The organism is Rhizobium lusitanum (assembly GCF_014189535.1).
GTDB classification, from domain to species: domain Bacteria; phylum Pseudomonadota; class Alphaproteobacteria; order Rhizobiales; family Rhizobiaceae; genus Rhizobium; species Rhizobium lusitanum_C.
On sequence record NZ_CP050305.1, the window covers coordinates 38,961 to 62,826 of the forward strand.

The following is a 23,866-nucleotide window of genomic DNA, read 5'->3' on the forward strand; positions in this document are numbered from 1 at the left end:
GTGTCAACCGATCAGAACTGCTTGCGGAAGCCAACGGTGACAGCGTTGCTGCTGAAGTCCGTGCTCGAGGACGTGCCGTCGCGCGCTGTGAAGTCGAAGTTGTCAGCGGCGGTATAGCGGTAGCCGATGTCCAGCGACGTCTTCTCGAACAGCGTCGAGCCAGAAAATACGCTCTGGAGATTGATGCCGACGCCCGCGTCGAGATGGTAGGCGAACGCGGTGTCATCGTCGTCGATCAGCGTTCCAACCGATCCGACGCCCTGCTTGCGGAGCTTCAGGTTGATCGCGCCGACGCCACCGCCGACGTAAGGCGTGAAGACCGACAGAAAGCCTGTGTCGCCGGCCGGGGCGAGCGGGATGTCGAGGTAGCCGTTGACGAAGCCCTGGATCGTGTTTGCGTCGCCATAGGAGTTGATCGATCCAACGCTGCCAAAACCGGTCACGCGGTGCTCATCGACCGAGGCGCTGCCGTAGCCGACTTCCAGTTCGACGCGTGGCGTCACGTAGCCCATGGAACCGAAGTTGTAGCCACCGCGGATAGCACTGTAGAAGCCCGTGTCATACTTGGTGTTGATGTTGAAGCCGCCTACGTCAAAGTCGGTGTGCTTCAGGAAGGATACCGAACTCAGCGAACCGAGGTAAAAGCCCATGCCGTTATCGACTGCCGAAGGCGGCTGCATTGGCGTGACCATGTCGGCAGCGGCGGCAGCGGAGAACAGCGAGGTTGAGATCAGGGCGGCGAGAATAAGCTTTTTCATAATAGTTCCTTGGGCGTAGCCGAAAGTTCGTTTTCAATTCTTGTGATGCTCAAGGTCGATATAGGCCGTGGAATTCTGCCTCCTCGAATTAAGGCAGGCTTTTGAGTGCTAACTGCGACCGGTACTGGCGCGCCGTTACATTCCTGCCACAGTTGGTCGGTGCGCCATGCACGGACTGTATGATCATACGCAGACGCGACCGAACAGGTCACAGATCTCGTCTCGCGAACGTTTCGGTGCAGCGCGCGCGCAGCTGCCGCCCGAAACGTCGAGCAAGGAGATTGTGCGCGATCGTGAACTCGAATCGGTCAAAACGCACACCAAGATCGCTGCTTCGGTTCCCACGGTATAGCTACCCGTTGGCGGATGAGCTCATGGCCGAGATCTCGGCGATCGACTGAGACGAATGAGAGCGAATTGCCGCGACGATCGGTGCCTACACGGGCCATCGTGAAGGTCGACCCGTTCATCAACTGACCAAGCCTATCCGCCGCCAGCATCGCGCGTTCCTTCTCGCCCATACATCGGGCACGACCGTCTGGCGCATCGATATTGGCGATACGAATCGGCTCGCGATGATTGCCCCATCGATAGATGACGAAGCTGTCGCCACCTGCAATCTGGAGGGTAACCGGCTCACATGCGCTGTTCTCGCAATAGGTCGCATGAACGCTGAACCGGATGATGGCCGACCGTGCACCTGCATCGGCCGGTGTGGCGACAGCGATCGGGATAAGCGCTGCGATTGCGGCAATTACCAGGTTGCAAAAAGATCTCCCCATCATGATTAGTCCCAGGGAATGACAGCCATGAGTTCATGGTCGTCCCGGCCTGAATAACGGCCAAGGTTGGCATTAAGCTTTCCGTATCCGGTGTTGATGGTAAGGGTGAAATACTCCCCGCCGCTCTGGTTCTGCTTCTTCCAGATGCCACCGATTTCGACCTGGCTGCCGCGAGGACTTTTGGCGAAGAGGCGGAAGGCTGGCGCTTTGGGATTATCGCTGGTGTAGGCCTCTCCATTGATGTCGATGTCGTAAGAGATCGACGCGATATTCCCTTTCAAGGTTTTCCCATCTTCCGCAAACTGTACATAGTTTGTCAGTTCGGTTGGCTTTGCAGTCATGGAGGTCGTCTCCTTTGCTTCGGTTTGAGTTGATTCTGCCGGGTGGGTTACCTTGGCCCGGGCGCCGAGCTTTGGGCGTTGTGCCTATACCCCGGCGAAACAATGCGGCGCCTCATTCTCGCTTGGCCGAGTGCGAAAACAGCACCCGATTGGGATGCGGCATGTCAGCATAGGCCCAAAGGCCGACACGTGACTGCTGGGCGATCGATTCCTCAAGGCTATAGGGCAGGTAGACCGGCTTGCCGGTGTTGGCCAGGGCGGCGAAGGCAAACCCCTGCGTGACCAGCAGAGTGCCGACGTCGAGGGCATTATTGCCGATATGGGCCGAGCAGATCACGAGGATGGTGGAGGGCTCGCCAGCGGCTGGGGCCATCAATTGAGCGACCGGCGCACAGGTGGGTTTGGTATCCTTGACGATCGCAGCCAGTATGGCGAGGGAGACCGCCCCACAGTCCTGCTTCTGGCCGGACTTGTCGGTGTAGGTCGTGCCACGAATGCAGGCCTGGACACCGTAGAGGCGCATGGTTTGACCTGCCTGTTGCCAGCTGTCCCCGGTCAGAAAGGTCACGCCCATCTGCGGAACAGCAAATACGTGGGATGGCTGTGCGGACTGGGCGTTGGCCAGGGTATGGGATGCCAGTGCTGCCAAGACGCTTGCGGCGAAGACCAGGATAGCCCCAATGTTCGCCGGCTTCATTGCTGTACCTCTTTCGCAGCAACGGGCGTGCAGTCGACGCCGTCATTGGAATTGGTGATGCAGCCGACATTATAGCCGGCGCCAGAGATGAGGTAGGAGCAGACGCTGGTGCCGGCGCCATCGCGCGTGCCGGCTGTGTTGCAGTCAAGGCCTGACTTTGCGAGGTTATAGAGCTTTCCTCCAACCCCGCATCCGAACTGGCATGCCTTCAGGATCGACGATTGCGAAACCGTGGCACATGTCCCCTGGTAGCAGACCTGCTGCCCGATCAGGCTCGTCATGCCGTTTTTCTGGGCCGCGGACCATTGGCCACGCTCATAGCGCTGCCAGGCCGTCACCTGTGCTGAAGGGCTGTTCAAAAACTCCTCACGCGACCCGTCCCAGTAGGCTTGCAGCGTTCCGCTATCGCAGAATTGGAACGCGCCATAACAGCGGGTTCCGTTGACGACAGGGGAAACGCTGCCAAAATTTCCTTCGCTTTGGCTGACATTGGAGGCGTATTCGGCACATTCGGCCGGCAGTCCAGCGTTCAAAAGGCTGACGGCACTTTCACCGGCGAACGCCACCGATGCGACAAAACCCAATGCCAGGCCGAGATTTGCGAAGAGATCCCTTTTGCTGGGCAACCATAGAGAGGGAGATGCGGTTAGAGCGACAGATATCATCGAATGGGCTCCACCTCATAGGAGCCGGTAAAGGCTTTGCCGTTCTCGCCGATCTCGGAGGTGGTGAGTGTCTTGGCGTCAGGCGACAGGACGGCCGTGCCACCGAGCGGCATCTGCGGATTGGCCATTCGAACCGGCGGTGTGTTAGGCCTCATCAGTACGAGTAAGGCCGTACACATCCCCTGCAAATTGCAATCGCCATTCGTCTGGGACAGCAACCACGTGCCCGATGGCGTTGCAATACGCGCCGTATAGATTTTGGCCGTCCCCACGGCCTGACGAATGCCGGCGAGATCGTCGTCGGCCCAAACGCCATCAGGATCGTGCGTGGCATCCTTGGTGGTGAGTTTGAGCGCAAGCTTATAGCCATCCTGGGCAGCAGCACGGTCAGTCGAGGTTAGCCCAAGGATCAGGCTCGTGGCCAAAACGGCGAGGATTGGTTTCATGAGAACCTCCAGAAAGGTTAGCGCGAGAGACGGCGCCGGATTGCGCGAGCCTTATCGATCAGCGCGGTAAAACTCGCCGTGATGAGGCGCGCAAGATGGATTGGCTGGGTCAGCAATGTGCGGAAAAGTCGATAAAACGCACCGAGGGCGACGTATAGGAATTTCAGGATGCATATTGCCGCCGCGCAGCAAAGTCCGATGAGCAATCCGTTGAAGAGCAGATAGAGCGCCAACACCAGAACAGTGTAGGGGAGGTTGCCCATTGGATTGGCGTAGACGGATTTCGCCGCGGTTGTGACCCAAATGCCGCCGATCGTCGTGATCCCGCTGATTGCAATCGCGGCAATGACGATCTCTATCAAACCCAGGCGATGGAAGAACCAGATCTCCTTACGCATCAGCATATTCCTTTGAACCCGCGTTTCGCTAAGCAGACGCTCCCGCCTGCTATTTCTTCAAATCGAACCATGCACGGGTGCTTGAGCCGCCGTTTTGCCTGATGTCGAAATACCAGGGCCTCTCCCGTCGCGTTCGCGGTTGACGGTCCAGCTCGATCCGCTCGCCGCGCTCGGTCGTGTACCGGGCGCAATAGCTCTCCGAGCTACCCCCATGCCCGGATTGGGCTTCTGCTTCCACATAACCGGTCGGGCAATCCTCAAACGCTTCATAGCCGGGCGCACCGGTGCCGGCAGCAGTACAGACCGGCCAGGAAAAGCCCGGCAAGACCATTGCGGCAATCAGCTTTTGCATCGGCGGAACACAGTAGGGAATGCCGTGCCAGCTCGGGGTTTGGGCTGCGACGCAAAGGACAATCTGGCACCCCCAATCCGCGTCCGCCGCGCGAGCAGCCGCGTGTTGGGAGGCCCAGAGCGCAAGCGCGGACGAGGCAAAAATCCCGCATCTGGTGATCAGCGACATACGGATACCCACCATTTACAAACCGTTACAAAGCCACTTGCTTATGGATCATGATTTTATATATATGAACTATATAAGTCAGGAGACGCAAATGTCCATAGCCTCCATTCGCGCCGCGATGCTCGTCGCAACCCTTGTTTACCCGTCGCTCGTTTTGGCAAATGACGCGTCGCCAATGTCGACCGCGGCCACCGTTGCAGCCTCGTCTTACTGCCCCGATGGCGTGGTGGATGGGGAGACTATTCGGCAGTTGATCGCCAAAGAAGCGGAGCGCCAGGACGCTGACGTCAGGCTGGCGCTTGCAATTGCCGATCAGGAGTCCGGTTTCGGTACCCACGTCAATTCGCCGGCGGGTGCGCGCGGTCCCATGCAGCTCATGCCGGCAACCGCCGCTCGCTACAAGGTGGCGGACATTTGCGATGCGGCTCAGAATATTCGCGGTGGCGTCAGCTACCTCAAGGATCTCTCCGCCATGTTCGGCGGCAACATCATGCTTGTGGTTGCGGCCTACAATGCAGGAGAGGGCCGTGTGGTTGCAGCACGTGGCGTGCCGGCGATTGCCGAGACCGTTTCCTACACAGCACTCGTCACCAACGCCTATTTTGGCTTCGACAATATTTTGAAGGGCGGGAAACGACCTGGCCAGACAGTCAAATTGGACACTCGAGCAGCTGTAGCCGGTGCCGACCTGCTGGCACAAACACCATCACCCGACAAACCCATCCCCATCAACCAAAACAGAACTGAAGCCGGCGATCGCGATTGGATCGGCGGCTCGGTTCTTTACGTGCAGTAGTCCAGAAGGAGCCCCAGATGAAGGCAAACTTGTATAATCTCGCCCGGTCCACGATGTCCTCGCGACCGATCAGTGGAAACAGCCTTGTCCTCGTGGCCATTGCCGGCGCTGTGGCGATCGGCAATGCCGATTTGGCTTATGCCGCCGGCGACATTTTCCAGCCGATCAATTCGGTGTTCACGACGCTCCTGAACTTCATGACCGGAACCTTCGCCACGACAGCGGCGACCATCGCATGTGCTGCGGTCGGCTATATGGCGCTGACGAGCCGTATCCCGTGGAGCTGGTGCTTCTCCATCATCGTCGGTATCGCCTTCATCTTTGGCGGCGCGCAGCTGGTGTCCTCCATGTCTTCGGGATTAGGCGGTTGATGAGCGAGAGCCAGCCAAAGGCGGAGGTCGCGCCTCTCGTTCTCGGCCTTACCCGGCCACGAATGTTCTGGGGCGTGCCGATCGGTCTGTTCGTCGGCGAGCTGATGATCGTCGTCATGACGTTCCTCAACACCAAGAACCTGGCAATGTTCCTCCTCTTCCTGCCTCTGCATGCCGCGGCTTACGTGATCACGGTGCGCGATCCGCATCTGCCGAACGTCGTTCGGGTACGGATCGCCAAATGCCCCCTGGACGAAGAACCGTCACTTCTGGGGCGGCAATTCCTATGAACCGTAACTCTTCAGAATCGCAAAGGGACGGCGATGCAAAAGGCAATTCGTAGGGACCTTCGCTTCGGCGCCGAGATCGCCCGCGAAAAACCGATCTCGGCCCATGTTCCCTACCTCCGACATGTCGACGAGGAAACGCTGCGGACGAAGGACGGGATGCTGCTGACGATCATCAAGATCGAAGGTTTTTGTCATCAGACCGCCGATCAACAGATCATCGATGTCGAGGCGACGGCGCGCAACACGTTGGTCCGAGCCCTCGCTGACAGCCGGTTTGCAGTCTACTCCCATATCGTCCGGCGTCGTATTCCACCTGATATCGGTGGCACGTTCGACATTCCGTTCTGCCGGGATCTCAATGAGCGTTATATGTCGAGCCTGGCTGACAGCCGCATGTATACCAACGAACTCTACCTGACGATCATCCGGCGCGGTTTTCAGGGGAGGGTGGGCCTTGCCGATGCGCTGATGTCGCATTTCCGCAAGGCCGCCGGCCTATCCGAGCAGGCGCTCGATCGGGAAGCACGCCAGGAGCTTCGCCAGCATGTCGCCAATATCGTCAAGGGCATGGAGCATTATGGCGCCCGGATCCTGAAGGCGGTGCTGCGCGAGTACAGTGTTGCCTCTGAGCCGCTGGAGTTTCTGGCCACGCTTTTGAATGGCGGCCAACAGGTCAACATGCTGCTGCCGCGCATGCCGCTCGACCAATATCTGCCGACACGCCGTATCACATTCGGGCGGCGTCTGTTCGAGATGCGAGGTGGCAGCGACGATGACACCCGGTTCGGTGCGATGCTGTCGATCCGCGAATACCCACCCTACACCGCAGCCGGAATGATCGATGGGCTGTTAAAAATCCCCGGCGAATTCATCGTGTCGCAAAGCTTTGCACTGCAGGATCGTGCGCCAATCCTGTCCGAGATGGATCGGATCGAACGTCAGATCAGCGTTTCAGACGAGCGTGGCACCAGCCTTGAAAGCGCGATCTCGATTGCCAAGGATGAGCTGGTCAATGGCCGCAGTGTCATGGGCTATCACCATCTGACGGTCATGGCGCTCGGCAACACCATCAAGGAAACCGAGGCAAGCGCCCAGGCTATCACCAAGGAACTGCAAAATGCGGGCATGGTGGTCGTGCGCGAGGATCTGAATGCCGAACCGGCCTTCTATGCGCAGCTTCCGGGCAATTTTGCCTACATTGCGCGACGTGCGCTGATCTCGTCACGGAATTTCTGCGGCCTGGCGTCCTTCCATAATTTTGCACTCGGTAAGCCCGCTGGTAATCATTGGGGGCCGGCGGTGTCCCTGCTGCAGACAACGTCGATGACGCCCTACTTCTTCAACTTTCATAAGGGCGAAGTCGGCAATTTCATTGTCACCGGCCCGACAGGGTCGGGCAAGACGGTGGCGCTGTTGTTTCTCTTGTCGCAGGCGATGCGGGCAAGGCCGCAGCCGCGCTGCGCCTTCTTCGACAAGGACCGCGGCGGCGAGATCTTCATTCGTGCCTGTGGTGGCCAATATGAGGTGCTGCAGCCCGGCATGCCCTCGGGGTTCAACCCATTGCAGCTCGAAGACAGCCCTGACAAGAGAGCGTTCGTCTACGATCTCTTGAGCTATCTGGTCCGACCGAGAGACGATGCCGAAAAGCTGTCGGCCGAACAGGAAAAGATTCTCGCCCGTGCTGTCGACCAGATTTTCAACGTGCCGATTCGGGAGCGGTTGTTCTCCGATGTCATCCACCTTTTGCGGGGTGGCGAGACCGCCGGGCGCGACGATCTGGCATCGCGCTTTGAGGCGTGGTGCGACACGCGTGGATGGCTGTTCAACAATCCGGTCGATCTCTGGGATTCGGATCGTGGCGTCTTCGGTTTTGACCTGACGGCGATCCTCGACGATCCGGAAATCCGAACGGCAGCCCTTGGCTACATCTTCTTCCGGATCGGTCAGATGCTGGATGGGGAGCGGCCAATGATGCTCTTCGTCGACGAGGGCTGGAAACTTCTCGGCGACGACAAGGCCGGCGCCTTCATCAACGATCAGCTCAAAACCATCCGCAAGAAGAACGGCATTGTCGGGATCGGCACGCAATCGGCTCGCGACATCACGACGTCGCGGATCGCGCATACGCTGCTTGAGCAGAGCCCAACAAACATCTTCTTCCCGAATCCGAAGGCAGACCGCGAAAGCTATGTGACGGGCTTTGGGCTCTCCGAGGTCGAGTTCGAATGGGTGAAATCCACCTCTTCGACGAGCCGTCAGTTCCTGGTCAAGCATGACCATGACTGCGTGATTGCACGTCTGGACCTCTCAGGCCTTCCGGACTTCATCAAGGTCCTGTCCGGCCGTGCGGAAACGGTCGCGGAGTGTGAGCGGTTACGTCATCGCTATGGCGACGCCCCTGAACACTGGCTTCCATACTTTTGCGGATGGGTGGAAGAGCCCTCCAATCCCTCGGACAAGGAGGGGAAAGCGCAATGAGCCTGCGCGATCGGAACATTCCTTTGTACTTGGCGCTATTGGCGGCAACAACGGCTATCACGCCGGCACTGGCGCAGGTGCCGGTCAATGACGCGGCGCGCACCACGCAGGAGACGAATGCAGCCGCGTGCATGCAACGAGCGCGTACCTTCAAGCAGTCCTCCGTGACCCCCTCGCGCGGTGTCACGACAAGTGTCACGGCGAAAGGTGATCTTGCCGGCATGCAGCAGGTCAACGGGGTTGTCATCTCCGGGTCGGCGTTTTCCGGAACCTCGGTTGCCAATAGCGACCTGTCGATCCTTCTGGCCGTCGGTCAGAGCGTCCAGGCGTTGAAGACAAAAAATGTCGGCCAGGTGGTGAATGCACTGGCGGCAGTCGCGGCCGCGATTAGCGCCGATACGTCGACGCTCAAGAACCAGGCCAACGCGATTGGCACTGCCAATTCCCTGCAGGGCGCCTTTGACCAGAACACGACCGCTCGACTGTCCGGCGCCCAGATCTGGAACCAGACGATCCAGGCGGTGACAACAACGGTCCAGATGCGAAACCAGCAGCTTGTCGATCAAGCGGCAGCGGAAAGCGCTGCAACAAAAGTCATGACCTACGATCCGAGCTCGGTCTCGTTCGTCGGCGGCAATGAATAGGAGAGTTTTCCAGATGAAGATATTCGAGATATCGTCCAAAGCTGCCTTGGTCATAGTCTTGGCAGCAGTTCCTTGCAGCAGTGTTTTTGCCCAGGTTCCGGTCATCGACGACGCGACGCTGTCACAAGCCACCAAGACCGCGTCGAATACCGCTCAGATCATGTCGTCGAATAGCGATATCCTGCAAACGGTGAACAGGACGCTTTCCGCAGTCACCGGCAATCGCTCCACCAGTGAGATCGCGGGTGCGGCCCTCGGCTCAGGCTTTTCGATCGGGAACGCACCCGATTTCTCATCGTTGCTCAGTGGTCAGATGTCCTGGGGCAATCTCGGTTCGTTCGGCAATACGGCTGCCACGATCCTGAACGGTCTGAACCTGGTTAAAACCTTATCCGGCCAGACCGGCAGTGCGAATCTAACGCGGGGCGACAAAGCCTATCAGGGCCTGGTGAACACGGCGACGGCGCTGACTGCCTCCATCGCGGGTACTCAAAACAGCACCCAGCAGCGCTCGACCGCCTTTCAGGCTGTCCAGGGGCAGATCGGGACGGCAACCGATATCAAGGGCTCGATCGATCAGAATTCGCAAGTACAGACGCAGACCGCACAGACGGTCAACGAACTCGTCGGTGCTGTGAATGCCGGAAACGCGGCCCTCAATGCCGAACAGGTACGGCAACTGGCGGCGGAGGCGGCGACGGCTGCGTTCATGACCTATGACGCGGGCCAGGTCTCCTTCGTGGGGCAGTGAAAGGGCTGATAATGCGAATATTTAGAGTACCGTTCCTCGCACTGGTGGTCGCCGCCTTTGCGGCCTTGCCGGGATGCGCTGGCCATAAGGAGCTCAAGGCTCCGTGCTCGGCCGGGCTAGGCTCCGTCTTCTCCTCGCAAGCCTATGCCAGCGGCGTCAACGATCGCTGTGGGCCGATGGTCCGCCAAGAGGCTGTGACCATTTTCTAAAGCGCGAGGCAGCATGAACCCGTTCGATATTCTGTTTGGCAAGATCGACAGCATGGGCGTCAGCGCGGTGCAGACGATGTATACGACGCTTGCCAGCTATCTGGGCCCACTATTCCTGGCGGGGCTCACCGTCTATGTGGTCTGGTGGGGATACGAGATGCTGTTCGGGCGCGCCCAGATGACAGCGGGCACATTCGTCTGGCGGTTTGGCCGTGCCTTCATCTGCTACACGCTGATCGTCTCATGGGCCACCTATCAGCCATTGATCGTAAAGCCCCTCTTGGAGGCGCCCGATGGCATGGCGACCATTGTTTGCCAGTCGACCGGCGGCAGCAATTGCGGCGGGGACGGCAGTTCCGGATCGTCCGTCACCCAAGGCCTGACCGATATCTGGAATAGCGGCCTTGCCGTGGTCAAGGCGATGGCGGATGCCGGTGGGATCACGGCCGTCGGCATGTACATCCTTGCGATCGTCGTGCTGGCGGTTGTCTGCATTCTCTGTGCCATCGCCGTCACGCTGCTGATGATCGGCAAGATGACGATGTTCATTCTGCTGGCGATCGGGCCGATCGTCTTGTGTTGCGCGCTCTTCAATGTGACGTCACGGGTCGTGGACGGCTGGATCTCCAGTCTCGCAGGCTACGCGCTGTTGCCGATTATCGTCTATGTCATCCTGGGCTTTATGCTGACCCTGCTGAAGGGCAGGGTCGATGCGCTGACCGCCGATGCCAGCGCTGCGAACATGACGACATTGGCGCCGTTCATGCTGATGTCGATCGTCACAGCCTTCCTCTTGACCCACTCGATCTCGATCGCACTGGCGATCGCCGGTGGGGGGCCAAGAATTGACGCACTCGGTGCAGCGGCAGGCTTGATGACGGCGAGGCTTGCCTGGAGAGCTGCCGCCGGTTCCGGGCGAGGCGTCGCCCAGGCTGGCGGATATCTGTTCAATCAAAGGCCCGGCGGCTCGGCGACGATCGGTGACGGCGATCCAGCGGCAGCGCAAGTACGGGCCGCCGCCGCAAATGCTCGCAAATGAGCCTGTCGAATAATACCCTTGGAGATCTGGGAATGGTGAAGACTGACAACGGGGCGGCGGAGCTCGGCGCGCCTGCCCGAGTGGCGAATTCTGGCGTGATCGATTCCCGCTACTACAGCGAGGGCGAGCGGTGGGAGCACTCAGTCTACCGATCTGTGGCCATGTCTCGCGGCGTATGGAGAACAGTCGCGGTGCTGCTGGGCATTGCCTTGGCGGCGTCGATCGGCCTTCTCTGGATGCTCCTGCCGCTCAAATCCTTTGATGTCGTTGTGCTCGAGGTCGACAAGACGACGGGCTATGTCGAGGCAAGCCGGCCACTGCAGGAGCGCGGCGACCTCACCCAGAACGAAGCGGTGACACGGGCAAATATCGTTCGCTTCATCCGTGCTCGCGAAACCTATGACCCGAAGGGGCTACGCGACAATTTCGATCTGGCATCGCTTTACTCGACCGGAAAAGCCGCCGCCGATCTGGCCAACGCCTATTCCGGCGCAAACCTGGCCAATCCCGTCAAGGTCTACGGCGCCAACACGACGGTCAGCGTCTTCGTCAAGAGCGTCATTTTTCTGAACGACAATACGGCGGCTGTTCGCTTTTCGACGACGCGTTCCGGCACATCCGGACCGACGGTCACGGATCATTGGGTTGCCAATGTTCGTTTCAAATATACCTCGGAGCCGATGCGAAACGACTGGCGCTTCGACAATCCTTTGGGGTTTCAGGTGACCGAATATCGTCGCGATCAGGAAACGGTCACCACTGGGGAGGAGGCCCAGTGAGGATAAGGCATTTTCTGACAGTGGGTGTCGCAGCAGCAATCATGCTAGCCCGCCCGCCGATCGCCTTGGCGGAAGTGCAGCCGCAGTCGGTCAGGGCCGACGCGCGCATTCGCACCGTGCCGTTCCAGAAGGACAATGTCGTCTATCTCGCCGGTATGATGGGGGTGTCGACGATGATCGTGTTCAATGAGGACGAACAGATCGCAACGGTTGCCATGGGCGACAGCCTGGCATGGCAGGCCGTGCCCGATCAGTCGAAACGCTTCCTGTTCATCAAGCCGCTGCAGCCGGATGCACAAACCAATATGAACGTCGTGACCTCGAAGCGGGTCTACACCTTCTTTCTCAATGGGGCGAAACCCGGCAACACGACAAGCGCCGTTATCAAACTCCGCTTTTCATATCCGGAGGATTCGCTGGATGCCAACCTGCTGGCGGCCGCCCGCCAGAACGCAGCCATGCCCAATGTTCGCGCGGCTTTGGCGAACCCCGGCCGGATTAACTATGACTATGGCTATAAGGGCGCTGTCGATGTCAGGCCGACATCCATGTTTGACGACGGCACGAAGACCTTCTTTCAGTTTAGCGGAGAGGTTCCGGCATTCTTCGCCGTCAAATCCGATGGCAGCGAATCTCTGGTCAATTACCGGCGTGAAGGTGACTACATCGTCGTCGACAAGGTTGCCCGCCAATGGACCCTGCGGTCCGGCAATGTCGTGGCCTGTGTCTTCAATATGAAGCCCCCGATCGGCACCCCGAAGCCGGCAGAAGGAAAGCCGGAGGAGATCAGCCATGGCCATTGATTTCGAGGAAGAGGCACGCATTGTCGAAACAGTTGCTAAGCCGGCCGACAACCAGCGCGGCATGCTGATGCCGGTTCTGTTGGCCTCGGTTGCTCTGGTGGTCCTTGGCTATGCCGGCTATGTCAGTTTCATCAAGCCACCGGCTGCCCGGAAGACGGAGGCAAATGAGGAGTTCAAGACGGCGAGCCATGCCGCGCACCTGAACTTCGACCCGGAAAATCCGCCTCCACCGTCCTCAGATAACAAACTGGTTCTGGTGCCACCAACACCCACGCCGACGGTGGTTCCGCCACCTCAGATCACCGCCCCTGTCGTCTTGCCGCCGGCCGTCGACGAGGAGGCGGCAAGGCGTGCTGCAGAAGAGGCGGAGCGCGCGAAGAAGGAAGAGGAGCTGCGCCAGGCCCGGCTCCGCTCAAACATGTTGGTCGTCGATCAATCCGTCAGGGGCGAAACTGCTGCTTCCGTTGTTGGCGCGTCATCTGCGCAAAATGCCGGCTCCGGTGGCAGTGCCAGTGCAAGCGCAAGTGCCGACGATGACCCGAACCGCAGGTTCGTGCAGTCGATAGGGTCTCAGGACGTCGAAACGGTGACTGCCTCCCGCAACGACCGGATTGACGCCCTCATTCCCCAGGGAGCGTTGATCCGCGGTGTGCTCGAAACGGCGATCCAGTCCGATCTGCCTGGTATGGTGCGAGCCGTCATCTCGACCGATGTCTATTCCTTCGACGGCCGGCGGATCCTGCTGCCGAAAGGAACCATGCTGACAGGAGAGTATAAGAGCGGGATGGCGCGGGGTCAGACACGTATCCTGATCGTCTGGACGCGAGCCCTGCGCAGTGACGGGACATCCATTGCCCTTGGCTCCTACGGAACAGACGATCTTGGCCGTTCGGGCTTGGCCGGCTTCGTCGACAAGCACTATCTCGAGCGTTTTGGCGCGGCCGCAGTGCTCAGCATGGTCGGAGGTATCTCCTCCTTTGTTGCCGGCCTGAACAGTGATGGATCCAGCAGCTCAGGTTCGTCGTCGTCAACGAGCTCGGACGCACAAACCCAGGCACAGCAGACGGTTTCCCAGACCATGGCTGAGATGGCGAATATCGCGTTGAAGGATTCGATCAATATTCCGCCGACGATCTATGTCGACCAGGGGACTGAGATCATGGTGTTCGTCCGCAAGGATCTCGATTTCTCCTCATTGTACCCTGACCCGGTGAAGGAAGCCGTCAATGAACTTCGTCGTGCCCGGATCAGGAATGTGCCCAGTACCTCCGGCCAATGACGTGCTGACATCCGAAGAACCAAATTCCCTATGGGACAGCCTGCCCATCTATGTCAGGCAAACTGCCCAGCCGATCCGAAAGTGGTTGGAAGATCCAGCCGTGATTGAGATCATGTGCAATCGGCCAGGAGAAATCTGGATCGAGAGCCTCAATAGCCACCATATGATCCGGTACGATGTGCCGGCGCTCGACGAGCGGGCGATCACGGCGCTGGCGCAAATGATTGCTGGAACGACACAGCAAAGCGTCAACGAGGAGACACCGCTTCTGTCCGCCGCCATGCCGCATGGCGAGCGGTTTCAGGCGGTGCTGTCTCCGGTCGCGGTTTTGGGCGGCGCCTTCGCAATCCGCAAACAGGTGATCCGCGACATGACGCTGGATGACTATGTCGCGCTCGGCGGTCTCGATGGCGTGCGAGTAAGCGGTGCTGGTCTAACGGCTGGCGAGGAGTTGAGCGACCTCGACCAGGAGCTGATTGCGCGCTTAGCGGACCCATCGCCGGCCGCGCGTCGCAAATGGCTGCGCTTTGCCGTCGAGAACCGCATCACCATGCTGATCTCAGGGGGAACATCGAGCGGCAAGACCACCTTTTTCAACGGCCTCCTGAAGGACGTGCCCGAATGGGAGCGCCTGGTGTCGATCGAAGACACGCGGGAATTAAAACCCTCACAGCCGAACTATCTGGCGCTTGTTACCTCAAAAGGCGGGCAGGGCAGGGCACGGACGACGATGCAGGAATGCCTCGAGGCCGCGCTTCGTCTCCGTCCGGACCGCATCTTCATGGGCGAGATCCGCGGCGCTGAAGCCTTCAGCTTCCTGCAGGCGGTCAATACCGGCCATCCGGGGTCGCTATCGACCCTTCATGCCGACAACCCGCGCGGCGCCTATGAGCGGCTGGCCATGGCGACCATGCAAGCCGGCCTTGGCCTTACGAAGGCGGAGTTGATGGAGTTCGTGCGATTTGTCGTGCCCGTGGTCATTCAGGTAGCCCGCGATCCCGCCACCATGAAGCGCGGCGTGCGCGAGATCTATGTCAGCAAATGGAGCAGTCGATGAGACGCTTCGAGAAAGTCGTGGCTGTTGTCGCCGGACCGATCGTCGGCGTTAGCGCGGCCTTCTACGCCTGGTCGGCAAGCTACGCGGCTGCCTCATACGTGATGCTGAAAAGCTCGACCATGTGGAAGAGTTTTGTGAGCGGCGACGTGCTGATACCGGCAAAGCAAGCCTGGTATTATCTTGGCAATCCGATCGTCACGAAGCTGATTTCGGCTGCGACGATGTCGACGCTGGCATTGAGTGCGGTCGTCGCTATTGGGATCACATTGGCGATAAAGCGGCCCTGGCAGGTCCGCCCGCCCGCCGACGGCTCCCGTTTTGCAACGCTTAAGGATCTCGAAAGTGCAGGCCTATTGTGCGGCACGCCCGGCAAGTCGGTGCTGCTCGGCACCTTCGGCAAGGGCCGCAATGCGGTTGACGTCCGCTATAGCGGTGACAGCCACTTCTTCGTCAACGGACCATCCCGCTCAGGCAAAGGGCGAGGATTCGTCATGCCGAACCTTCTCGAATATGAGGGATCGGTCATCGTGCTCGATGTGAAGCTGGAAAACTACACGCTGACCGGACCCGCACGTATGGCGATGGGACAGCGGTGCTATGTCTTCGCGCCAGGATCTGCGCATTCACATCGTTGGAATCCGCTCGACTTCGTGCGCGACTGGCCGGAGCGATCAACGGATCTGATCAATCTGGCCGCAACGCTGTTGCCGATCGGCGAGAAAGAGGAGGCCTATTGGAAGCAGACCGCCCGGGGGCTACTTGCTGGCGCTCTTGGATATGTGCTGGAGTCGGCGTCCATGGAGGGCAGGCGAAACTTGCGCTCCGTGCTGCGGCTGCTTTCGACCGGCCGTCCGTTCTCGGCCATGCTGCAAGAGATCATCGACAATGAACCGGAACTCGACCAGTTTATTCTGGGGAGCTTTCGCCAGCACCTCGGGCGTGACGAGGAACAGCGGCCGTCGTTCGAGGGCCATGTGACGACGGCACTTGCTGCGTTCAACAACCTCCTGATCGCCGAGGCCTGTTCGGCAAGTGACTTCGATATCCGCAATCTGCGTCGCAAACCGTTTTCGCTATTCATCGCAGCACCTGTCTCGGACTTCGGGACGGTGGAGCCGATTATCCGGCTTCTGATCCAGCAGATCCATGATGTGATGCTGCGGTCACTGCCTGGTGCGGAAGAACCGCACAAGATCCTGATGATGCTCGACGAGTTCTACCAGTTCGAGCGGCTGCCTGAAATCATCAAGCGGGCTCCCCTGGTCGCTGGCTACGGACTGACGATAGCGCTCGTCGCCCAGAACATTCCGCAGATCGACGAACGATATGGCCAGCAAACCCGAAATGCGCTTCTTGGCAATATGGACGTCAAGCTCAGTATCGCTGTCGGCGATGACGCCACAGCGAAAATCGTCTCCGATAATCTCGGTCGCAAATATGAGGAGCGAGAGGGCTGGGGGCGGCAGACAGGGCTTCTCTTTGGAAAGCAGGCATCGTCCGGTCGGTTTGAATTAATGCCGCTGATGGACCCGGGTTCGGTGCAGCGCCTGGATGATGAGAATACGATCCTGCAGGTGCGCAGCGGCTATGGCGCCATCCTGAACAAGCTGAATTTTTATAGCGATGCACGGTTTATAGCGCGGCGACGGGAGGTTGAGGGGTGGAAGAGCGAGCTTGTCATTCCGGAGGTCAGGATCCGGACCGAATGGCCACTATTCGCGCCTCAGCCACTGGGGTTGGTCGTGGAATTGCCAGAAATTCGGGCTGAACAGCGCGAATCCTGGGCCGTTGACCACGAGATGATCGTGCTGGAACACGCAGACGCTGTGTTCGTTGAGCCGGCGCGGCTCATGCATATCTATCGATCGGCGATATCCGCCATAGACGACCAGCCGACTGCCGATCTGCTGTTTCGGCTGAGGACTGCGCCTGGAACGATCGGCGATATAAAAGGAGAGAAAAGCCGCTTGGTTCGGCAGAACAGGCGCGCAAGAGAGCAGGCAATGGCGTCGGTCTGGCCGCTGCGCAAGGCGATCTCTGAAGCGCGTTGGGCTGTCATTGCCGCGCGGCTCTCCGACAGGGCGGAGCGTGAGGAACTGTTCTTCATGCCCGGCGCGAAGTCATCCCCGGTGGATCTTGATGTCGACGAGGACGAGACGAAACAGCTGGATCTGGGGTTCTTCTCCGCCCAACAGGCCGTAGGCCACGTCGTGGGCATTGCTGAAAACGTGCTTGGCAATGAGCATGTGAATGATCCAAATGCTCTGACAGGTGCGCTCGCCAGTCTAAGGGCTGCTTTGGACCATTCCATGATGGAATACGAGGAGGAGAACCGTCTGCCGGTCTCCCCCTGACAAATCGAACAACGACGTGATTGTAAGTACGGCCAGAAAATCGCGATAGAGTTTCATTTTGGCGATCGGAATTTTCGCGCGATAGCTGTTACCTTGCGGGCGGCGTGTCTGATCTATATGAAGTCGAAGAGCGTTTAGACCCGCTCGGTCCATTTCCACCGACTTGCTTTCCTGGCTTCACGATCACCATGACATCACGCGAGAAATACAACGCTTATCGTCGGGCCTGGTGGGCAAAATCGCTCGGTGAGCACCTGACGGAATCTCGTGTGTTTCTCCCGCGGGACGCTCACGATTGGGTCATGCGCTTTGCAGCAGACGTTGAGGAGCGACTTCCTTTCGTTCTGGGTAAGCTCATTGTTGCACAGATAAAGGGCGTAGAAGAGAAGGCCGAGACCGAACCCGTCGTCCCGGCTCAGCAGCAAAACCAAGCCGCTGACGAGACGAGCAGCGTCGAGGCTATCTCCGCCGACAATCTTCATAAGCTGGTCTATGTCGTTCTGGCATCGCGTTTCCCCAATGATACGGGATCCACGCGGTTGAGGCAGGTTGGCTTTCTGGCAGCAGTGGCGGCTGAGATTGCCGATGGCCGAAAGCCGACGGCGAGCTCCATTGCGAACCACACTGACAATCACGTCTCGCAAATCACCGGGCTGGCGAAGACCATGAAGGACAGGGGGGTCATTGATGTTCGCAACGCTTCGTCGGTTCGAAAGGGCAAGGCCGCCAAGATCTTCAGCATTCGCCCGGATGCTCTCAAAGCGATCCATGCCGCTCATCTCGAGGTAACGGGGCAAGTGATCGACGACATCACGCCCCCCTGAAAATATCCTTCCAAGATCGGTCTATGACGACTCGTTCGCAACGGACGAGAGTCATTTCCTTGTCTTCACCGCATCGTTTGCTATATTGCTCGTTTAAGCGGCTTCTTTGCGCTGCTTGAAAACGAACGGGTTCAATATCAACGGTTTACACCATTGATCGGTCATTCAGCGATTCGATTGGTGAGGTGAAAGGACAGTACACGGCAAAACGAAAAAGACCCTGAAAGTTGGCGCTTTCAAGGTCAATCCGTCAAAGCTCAAGGCTTGAATAAGGGGTAAGTCACCCACAAGAACTACGGTGATTTTCTCCATAAAACACATCATTGTCAAGCAGTGACGCCATTTTGGTGAGCGGTTTTCTGTTGCCGTGTCCTTGGAAGAGGACGCGAATGACAAGCATGCCAAATTCCCATCGTGTCTATGCTAACCGGCGGGTGACCGCCGCTAGCCTTGACACTCACCGCACTGTTGCAAGTTACCAAGCGGATCATCGAACCAGATCCAGTATCAGTCGTCCTTCGCGGACGCAGGCGCTGCAGGTGGCCAAACGTTACGCCTCAGCAATCGGGCTGAAGGCCGCAAAGATTGCGCTAATCGACCAGCTATTTGCCTTCAGCATGGCCATAGACTGGTCCGACGCTCAGACCGTTCCGGTCGTTTGGCCATCAAATGAATTGTTGGCCCGGCGCCTGGGCATCAAAATATCGACCCTGAAATATCATCTTGCCGGCTTGGTCGAAGCGGGTCTGATTTGCTACTCCGACCATCCGACCTATCAGCGTCGTGGCCGGCGCAGTGAGGATGGCCGCATCGCCGAGGCCTACGGCATCAATTTATCGCCAATTGCGGCCCGGTACAGCGAACTACTCGATCTCGCAGATACAGCGGACTTTGAAGCACGAAAGTGCAAGGGCCTCTCCAATCAGCGCACTCTGCTCAGGAGGGGCATCGCGGCAATCATAGAGGCGGCGAGGCTGGAACTGGGATCACTCAGCGATGAGTGGAATTCGGTGCTAGCACGCCTTGATCGACTTCGCGAGCGACGTGGGCGGGGATCGGTCGAACTGGCTGATGTCGTTGACGCGCTTGAGGCTCTGCGCGCTGAGGCAGCCGAGCTCCTTGAGGTTCTCTATGACAGCCGAGATTTCAACACCGCGGTAGCGAAAACTCGGCCTCTACAAACTACAGCTGAAACTCGACATTCTGAATCTTGTAATGGAGAGCGGAATTGCGCTGACGCGCAATACATTGGTGAGCCCAGCGCCATTGGCGCGATGGCTTATGAAAAAAGCCTGCGGATACTCCGGCGCCAAGCAAGCGAAAAACGCAGCCAGCGGTGCCGGATGACGACATTGTCAACGTTTCGTTGCCGCTGCTGCGCTCGGCATTGGTCCATTTGTCTCAGATGGTGCCCGAGGTGTTCGATCACTGGGCGGTGTTCCGCTCTTCGGGTGGGCTTCTTTGCCGACTGTGTTACGTCAATCCCCAAGTCTATCAGGAGGCCGTGGAGGTGCTTGGGCAGGATCTTGCGATTGTCGCCTTGGCGCTGACTGCTGAACGCAACGCAGATGGTTCTGTTTTGAACCCGGGCGGATATTTGCGAGAACTGATCAATCGGCGCCGCCAGGGGACTTTGCGATTAAGCCGATCTCTGTTCGGGATGGCGTCATCAATTCGAAAGGTACATTAGTGATCGCGCGTCACGCGCTCGAGCAGCAAAATGACGAATTACGCTGGAAAAGCCACCGTCGGGATCAGTTTGAAGGCCTGCTCGCAAAGGTGTTGCGTCAGCTATCTGTCTTTTGAAGAAGGAGAACGACCTCGTATCCAAAAGTTTTTAGTAGAAATCCGGCTGGTTCGGCCTCATCCGTGACGACGTCTATGGAGTCGCTTTCACGAACTTCGCCGGAAATTTGCAGCCCCTGATCGAAGCAATGGACGGTCCATTCAGCAAATGATTGATACCCCTGTTGCCGGGCGAGCTGGTCCAGCGCGAAACCCCGCGCACTGTTCTTGCTCAAGCCGATATGGGGGACGTTTACGACAATGGTGTTAGCGGCATTAGCCATATTCGAACTCATTTTCCCAAAGTGATGATTGACAATGCGGAGGCGATCGAGTGTCGAGGCATGCCTTGTCCCTCTGATGGACAATGCAGGCGGGTTGATATAGCGGTTGATTGGGGAGAAAGGCACGATAGGATACGAAATGCAACGAAATCAAAGCCGGTAAGCTTTTGTTAAAAAACGGAAAAGTTTTTATCCCGCCGCCAGACGACGGGAGTGATTTCAAAGAATTATTCAAACGATTGGCTGCGGCCGGAGCGGGCCGGCCTTTGGGCAGTGACGGTTTCCCTGCAGGGCCGTGGACGCCGGAGCTTCTTGCGTCGGCGATTTCACAGATTGATTCGAACCGGGTTGGGGTGGATCTGCGAACGGTACAGCTTTGGTTTCAAGAGAACGAGAAGGGGATCAGCACTGCCAACATTCGTTGGCTTGCGAGGATTTTTGGGTGCGATGATCCAGTCGCAACCAGTGAATGGCAGATAGAGCTTGGCGAGGCGCAATCTCGGTTCACGGCAAAGAGACGAGAATCGAAGAATGCGAGAAGCAGCGCCAGCGTTGCGCCCGGGGTTCCGGAAGTGGCATGGACTGCGACTGTCGCTGATGTAACAGGGGCGCCGGCGGAGTTGGCGCGGCAGACCGATATCAAGCGGTCGGACCAGGGGCTCGGTTTGGCCCTGAGATCGGAAGCGCTTTTTTCCCGCGGTTCTCCCTTGAATTTACCGGCGTCGGTATTTGCGGGTGCCACAGCTCTTGGTTTCTTGTCTTATATCACAGGCATTCACAGCGCCACTTACGTCCGGGCGGACGGCGTCGTGAAGCAGGTTGGGTTTCTTTGGGCGCCGAATTGGACATTCCTCTTCATGGTGCTCCTGCCGCTGTTCTTTTCGCTTGTGACAGAGCTGCTCGTCTTTTGGAAAGGTGAAGGGCGTCTGAAGCTGTTAGCGCAGGGCGACAAGATGGAAAGCGACCATCATTGGGGGCGCAATGTAGAGGCTTCTTCCTATTCATATTGGGCAGTTTTTTTGATTTGCGTATTGTTCGCCGGTCTTTTTCAATGGATCGGCGTGTGTTTGGTCCCACTAATAAAAGGCGGCGCCGACTATGCGACAAGCTGGGGTACTTTAGCTGTTGTGCGCCCCGAAATCATATCGGTGCCAATGTCGATTGTGTTCACAGCGCTCGCATATCTATACATGTGCCTGTGCTTTTACCTGTTTTTCGTAGGTCTCATTTTGCTTCACACGATGGTCCATGATCTCTCGAGAATTGAAGAGGCATCGAAGACCCGGCCGGAGGTGGAATATCGACACGAATTCAATGAACTCGGTCTCAGACTGATGCGCGGAATTTTCCGGTGTACGGTTTTGGGTGTTTTGGTTGCCATATGCATGAAAGCCCAAAGCGCTTACCTGACATCGAACCGAGAGAACATTATCGCTTGGTTTGTCGGCGATATGTCATCAGCTTTGCATCACCACGCAGATGACAGCAACAGGTTCAGCTATAGTATGCCGACGCATTACAGCAGCCTTCTTGTCGCTATTTCGACCTGTGTTGTTTTTCTGTATGGCTCCATCCGTTTAGGTGGCGGAAGTCGATTTCAGGTGCCTTTGTGGAGGATGTCGGCGGTCGTAGCCTTACTCTTTGTTAGCTACTTGCTGATTGATGCATTTGCAGGCTTTTCGCTCGTTCTGGGCATTGGAGTCCTCCTCGGGATATATGGCCTGTGTGATCCAGGGTTTGGGCATCGCGAACCGAGTGAGGTAGGAAATCAGCGTGTATCATAATTGGCTTGATCGATGGGATGAGCGGCGGGCGCGGCGCGGTGAGGAGGGGAAGAAATCAACGTATTTCGTCCTTGACGCGGAACGCGCCTTTCCTGGCGCGGAGAAGGCAGCAAGTCTCGAGGAGTTTTGTGTTCTTGCAGACCAGGCCGTGGCTGATCCCGCCTTCTTCGATGAACCGAGTGGGAGCGATCAAGGTTTTCAAAGGCAAGATGGGTGGCTCAAATTTCCATCGGGCATGTCTACTGACGTTGAAGAGAACAATGTCGTCTGGGCGAAAATCACAGAAAGCGGGTCTTTCGATCAAGCATTGGTGATTTTTCATCACTGGAATGCCAGCGCGCGAAATCGTCAGATTGCCAGCTTTTTCTCGAAACGCGGCATCACGGTTGTCGAGATTGCTATGCCTTATCACTTCGAACGCAGCCGTCCAGGGGCGGTGCATGCCGACTATATGCTGAGCCCTAATCTCGGTCGAACTATCCAGTCTGTAAGGCAGGCAGTACGGGACGGGCGAAAACTCATTCGCTGGTTGAAAAGCGAAGGCTATCGAGAGATTTCCGTTCTTGGTATGAGCTTGGGTTCATGGGTCGCAGGGTTGATCGCAGCACACGACGCGAGTGTGTCGAAAGCCTCGTTATTTCTGACGGCGGGAAGTCTCGCGGATATGGTTTGGACGGGGCGCGCGACAAGATCGATACGTGAAAGCCTTGAGCCTGAGATAAAGCTGACTGACCTCCGTAGGGCTTGGGCACCGCTCAACCTGGAGAATTACGCGCAAAATCTCGCACGACCGGATCTCGCTCTTCATGTCGTGCTGGCTAAGAGAGACAAGGTGGTTTTGCCAGAACTATCGCAGAGGTTCATGCAAAGCTTGAAAGACGCCGATGCTCAGCCAAATATTCTGGAATTAAACTGTGGGCACTATTCGCTCGGCATGCCGCCTTACATTTTGTTGGCGGGTTTGGGCCTGAAACGGTTTCTGTCGTTCCGCTAGGCTCAGAGCTCGTTGATCAAACCCAGAAGGTGACGGTTGCTGCAATGCTGATGGCCGAGAGGAGGTGCGTGCGAAACGGTGCCCATGCGAGGTCCTGCGCGTATCCAGAGTGCGAGTGGGTTTCGCGCGAGGTCAATGAAGGGGTTGTCAGCAGCGCCTCTTCGAGCCTGGCGATGATCCGCAGATTGAACCGAGTTCGAACAATCTAATACCTCTGCAATTACCTGCCGGCTTTCCAGCTCGTCATGCTTGAGACGTTCAACAACTTCAGCAACGAAATGAGGAGGTGTATTCTGATCAACGGCGATAGTCTGATGTCTCGTCCCGCGCCGCAAATGGCCAGCTCGATCCTTCTGTCGAACATGCTACCACGGCGGGAGCTTGAGGTGACAGTTTGCCAGCCGGGAAGTCGATGGTCGGGAAGTGGTCTGTCGGGCACCGTCATGTCTGGATGGCACCCGCTTGGCAAGATGATTTGGGTGATGTTTGAGCTTGGCGGGTCGGGTGCAGTCATGTCTCCGGCCTGTAAGCGCGGCTTAATATGACCGCTGGCCCTGGTGTTTTGCGCTCAAATCGTTCCCTATCAAGTTACCGCGCCTAGTCGCGCTATACAGTGCCTGACGACTGTCTGTCGCGACCTTTTCAGTGTTGCGCGATCCCGGTATGGGAGCACGCGGATCTATTCCAAATCATTGGAGCGTGTGCTAGCTGCGTTATGCTTAGTGAAATGCAGCCATC

General features: G+C 57.9%; 26 protein-coding genes and 1 pseudogene. 18 read left to right on the plus strand and 9 right to left on the minus strand.

Features of this window, described 5'->3' with window-relative positions:
• Positions 1-11: 11 nt before the first annotated feature.
• From HB780_RS01870 to HB780_RS01905, 8 genes are all read right to left on the minus strand, one after another.
• Positions 12-758, minus strand: coding sequence for an outer membrane protein (locus HB780_RS01870; RefSeq protein ID WP_183686614.1), 747 nt, complete (start codon positions 756-758; stop codon positions 12-14).
• A 308-nt stretch (positions 759-1,066) separates the two neighbouring features.
• The gene (locus HB780_RS01875) at positions 1,067-1,543 is read right to left on the minus strand and encodes a thermonuclease family protein (protein WP_286202860.1); all 477 of its coding nucleotides are present in this window, start codon (positions 1,541-1,543) and stop codon (positions 1,067-1,069) included.
• A gap of 2 nt (positions 1,544-1,545) precedes the next feature.
• Positions 1,546-1,881, minus strand: coding sequence for a DUF736 family protein (locus HB780_RS01880; RefSeq protein WP_183686616.1), 336 nt, complete (start codon positions 1,879-1,881; stop codon positions 1,546-1,548).
• Positions 1,882-1,993: 112 nt separating this feature from the next.
• Positions 1,994-2,578 carry a thermonuclease family protein gene (locus HB780_RS01885; RefSeq protein ID WP_183686618.1) on the minus strand — a complete coding sequence of 195 codons (585 nt, stop codon included), beginning with the start codon at positions 2,576-2,578 and terminating at the stop codon, positions 1,994-1,996.
• The gene (locus HB780_RS01890; protein WP_183686620.1) at positions 2,575-3,243 is read right to left on the minus strand and encodes an acyltransferase; all 669 of its coding nucleotides are present in this window, start codon (positions 3,241-3,243) and stop codon (positions 2,575-2,577) included. The genes HB780_RS01885 and HB780_RS01890 overlap by 4 nt, the downstream gene beginning before the upstream one ends.
• A complete protein-coding gene (locus HB780_RS01895) occupies positions 3,240-3,689 on the minus strand; it encodes a hypothetical protein (protein WP_183686622.1) in 450 nt (149 codons plus the stop codon). Before HB780_RS01895 ends, HB780_RS01890 begins: the two co-directional genes overlap by 4 nt.
• A 17-nt stretch (positions 3,690-3,706) precedes the next feature.
• Positions 3,707-4,087 (minus strand): hypothetical protein, encoded by a 381-nt coding sequence (locus tag HB780_RS01900; RefSeq protein WP_183686624.1) that lies wholly within the window; start codon positions 4,085-4,087, stop codon positions 3,707-3,709.
• A 49-nt stretch (positions 4,088-4,136) separates the two neighbouring features.
• Positions 4,137-4,607 (minus strand): hypothetical protein, encoded by a 471-nt coding sequence (locus tag HB780_RS01905; RefSeq protein WP_183686626.1) that lies wholly within the window; start codon positions 4,605-4,607, stop codon positions 4,137-4,139.
• A 91-nt stretch (positions 4,608-4,698) separates the two neighbouring features.
• On the opposite strand from HB780_RS01905, the gene HB780_RS01910 reads away from it, so the two are divergent.
• The 16 genes and pseudogenes from HB780_RS01910 to repC all read left to right on the plus strand — a co-directional run bounded on the left by HB780_RS01910 (position 4,699) and on the right by repC (position 19,971).
• Complete coding sequence (locus HB780_RS01910; protein WP_183686628.1) at positions 4,699-5,403, plus strand: lytic transglycosylase domain-containing protein; 705 nt, start codon at positions 4,699-4,701, stop codon at positions 5,401-5,403.
• A 17-nt stretch (positions 5,404-5,420) separates the two neighbouring features.
• A complete protein-coding gene (locus tag HB780_RS01915) occupies positions 5,421-5,774 on the plus strand; it encodes a TrbC/VirB2 family protein (RefSeq protein WP_174167335.1) in 354 nt (117 codons plus the stop codon).
• Positions 5,774-6,064, plus strand: a complete 291-nt coding sequence (locus HB780_RS01920; RefSeq protein WP_286202861.1) for a VirB3 family type IV secretion system protein — start codon at positions 5,774-5,776, stop codon at positions 6,062-6,064. Before HB780_RS01915 ends, HB780_RS01920 begins: the two co-directional genes overlap by 1 nt.
• 33 nt (positions 6,065-6,097) lie before the next feature.
• Positions 6,098-8,542 (plus strand): VirB4 family type IV secretion/conjugal transfer ATPase, encoded by a 2,445-nt coding sequence (locus HB780_RS01925; RefSeq protein WP_183686630.1) that lies wholly within the window; start codon positions 6,098-6,100, stop codon positions 8,540-8,542.
• The gene (locus tag HB780_RS01930) at positions 8,539-9,186 is read left to right on the plus strand and encodes a hypothetical protein (RefSeq protein ID WP_286202862.1); all 648 of its coding nucleotides are present in this window, start codon (positions 8,539-8,541) and stop codon (positions 9,184-9,186) included. The genes HB780_RS01925 and HB780_RS01930 overlap by 4 nt, the downstream gene beginning before the upstream one ends.
• Positions 9,187-9,199: 13 nt before the next feature.
• Complete coding sequence (locus tag HB780_RS01935) at positions 9,200-9,937, plus strand: type IV secretion system protein (protein WP_183686632.1); 738 nt, start codon at positions 9,200-9,202, stop codon at positions 9,935-9,937.
• An 11-nt stretch (positions 9,938-9,948) separates the two neighbouring features.
• Complete coding sequence (locus HB780_RS01940; protein WP_286202863.1) at positions 9,949-10,146, plus strand: hypothetical protein; 198 nt, start codon at positions 9,949-9,951, stop codon at positions 10,144-10,146.
• 13 nt (positions 10,147-10,159) lie between these two features.
• Complete coding sequence (locus HB780_RS01945; RefSeq protein WP_286202864.1) at positions 10,160-11,185, plus strand: TrbL/VirB6 family protein; 1,026 nt, start codon at positions 10,160-10,162, stop codon at positions 11,183-11,185.
• A gap of 32 nt (positions 11,186-11,217) precedes the next feature.
• A complete protein-coding gene (locus tag HB780_RS01950; RefSeq protein ID WP_183686636.1) occupies positions 11,218-11,964 on the plus strand; it encodes a VirB8 family type IV secretion system protein in 747 nt (248 codons plus the stop codon).
• A 41-nt stretch (positions 11,965-12,005) separates the two neighbouring features.
• On the plus strand, positions 12,006-12,767 hold the full coding sequence (locus HB780_RS01955) for a TrbG/VirB9 family P-type conjugative transfer protein (RefSeq protein WP_183686638.1): 762 nt from the start codon (positions 12,006-12,008) through the stop codon (positions 12,765-12,767).
• Complete coding sequence (virB10, locus tag HB780_RS01960; protein WP_183686640.1) at positions 12,757-14,046, plus strand: type IV secretion system protein VirB10; 1,290 nt, start codon at positions 12,757-12,759, stop codon at positions 14,044-14,046. Before HB780_RS01955 ends, virB10 begins: the two co-directional genes overlap by 11 nt.
• A complete protein-coding gene (virB11, locus tag HB780_RS01965) occupies positions 14,021-15,103 on the plus strand; it encodes a P-type DNA transfer ATPase VirB11 (protein ID WP_435693850.1) in 1,083 nt (360 codons plus the stop codon). Before virB10 ends, virB11 begins: the two co-directional genes overlap by 26 nt.
• Positions 15,100-17,457, plus strand: a complete 2,358-nt coding sequence (locus HB780_RS01970) for a type IV secretory system conjugative DNA transfer family protein (RefSeq protein WP_183686641.1) — start codon at positions 15,100-15,102, stop codon at positions 17,455-17,457. Before virB11 ends, HB780_RS01970 begins: the two co-directional genes overlap by 4 nt.
• A gap of 302 nt (positions 17,458-17,759) precedes the next feature.
• Positions 17,760-18,281, plus strand: a complete 522-nt coding sequence (locus HB780_RS01975) for a hypothetical protein (protein WP_286202866.1) — start codon at positions 17,760-17,762, stop codon at positions 18,279-18,281.
• A 398-nt stretch (positions 18,282-18,679) separates the two neighbouring features.
• A pseudogene (locus tag HB780_RS33305) lies at positions 18,680-19,192 on the plus strand (helix-turn-helix domain-containing protein); the annotation flags it as partial.
• A gap of 425 nt (positions 19,193-19,617) precedes the next feature.
• The gene (repC, locus tag HB780_RS32805) at positions 19,618-19,971 is read left to right on the plus strand and encodes a replication initiation protein RepC (protein WP_286202867.1); all 354 of its coding nucleotides are present in this window, start codon (positions 19,618-19,620) and stop codon (positions 19,969-19,971) included.
• A gap of 97 nt (positions 19,972-20,068) precedes the next feature.
• On the opposite strand, the gene HB780_RS01985 is transcribed toward repC, so the two are convergent.
• A complete protein-coding gene (locus tag HB780_RS01985; RefSeq protein WP_183686647.1) occupies positions 20,069-20,350 on the minus strand; it encodes a hypothetical protein in 282 nt (93 codons plus the stop codon).
• Between the two features lie 167 nt (positions 20,351-20,517).
• On the opposite strand from HB780_RS01985, the gene HB780_RS01990 reads away from it, so the two are divergent.
• Positions 20,518-22,134 (plus strand): RcgA family putative transporter, encoded by a 1,617-nt coding sequence (locus HB780_RS01990; protein WP_183686649.1) that lies wholly within the window; start codon positions 20,518-20,520, stop codon positions 22,132-22,134.
• The gene (locus HB780_RS01995) at positions 22,124-23,128 is read left to right on the plus strand and encodes an alpha/beta hydrolase family protein (protein WP_183686651.1); all 1,005 of its coding nucleotides are present in this window, start codon (positions 22,124-22,126) and stop codon (positions 23,126-23,128) included. The genes HB780_RS01990 and HB780_RS01995 overlap by 11 nt, the downstream gene beginning before the upstream one ends.
• The last annotated feature ends 738 nt before the right edge of the window (positions 23,129-23,866 follow it).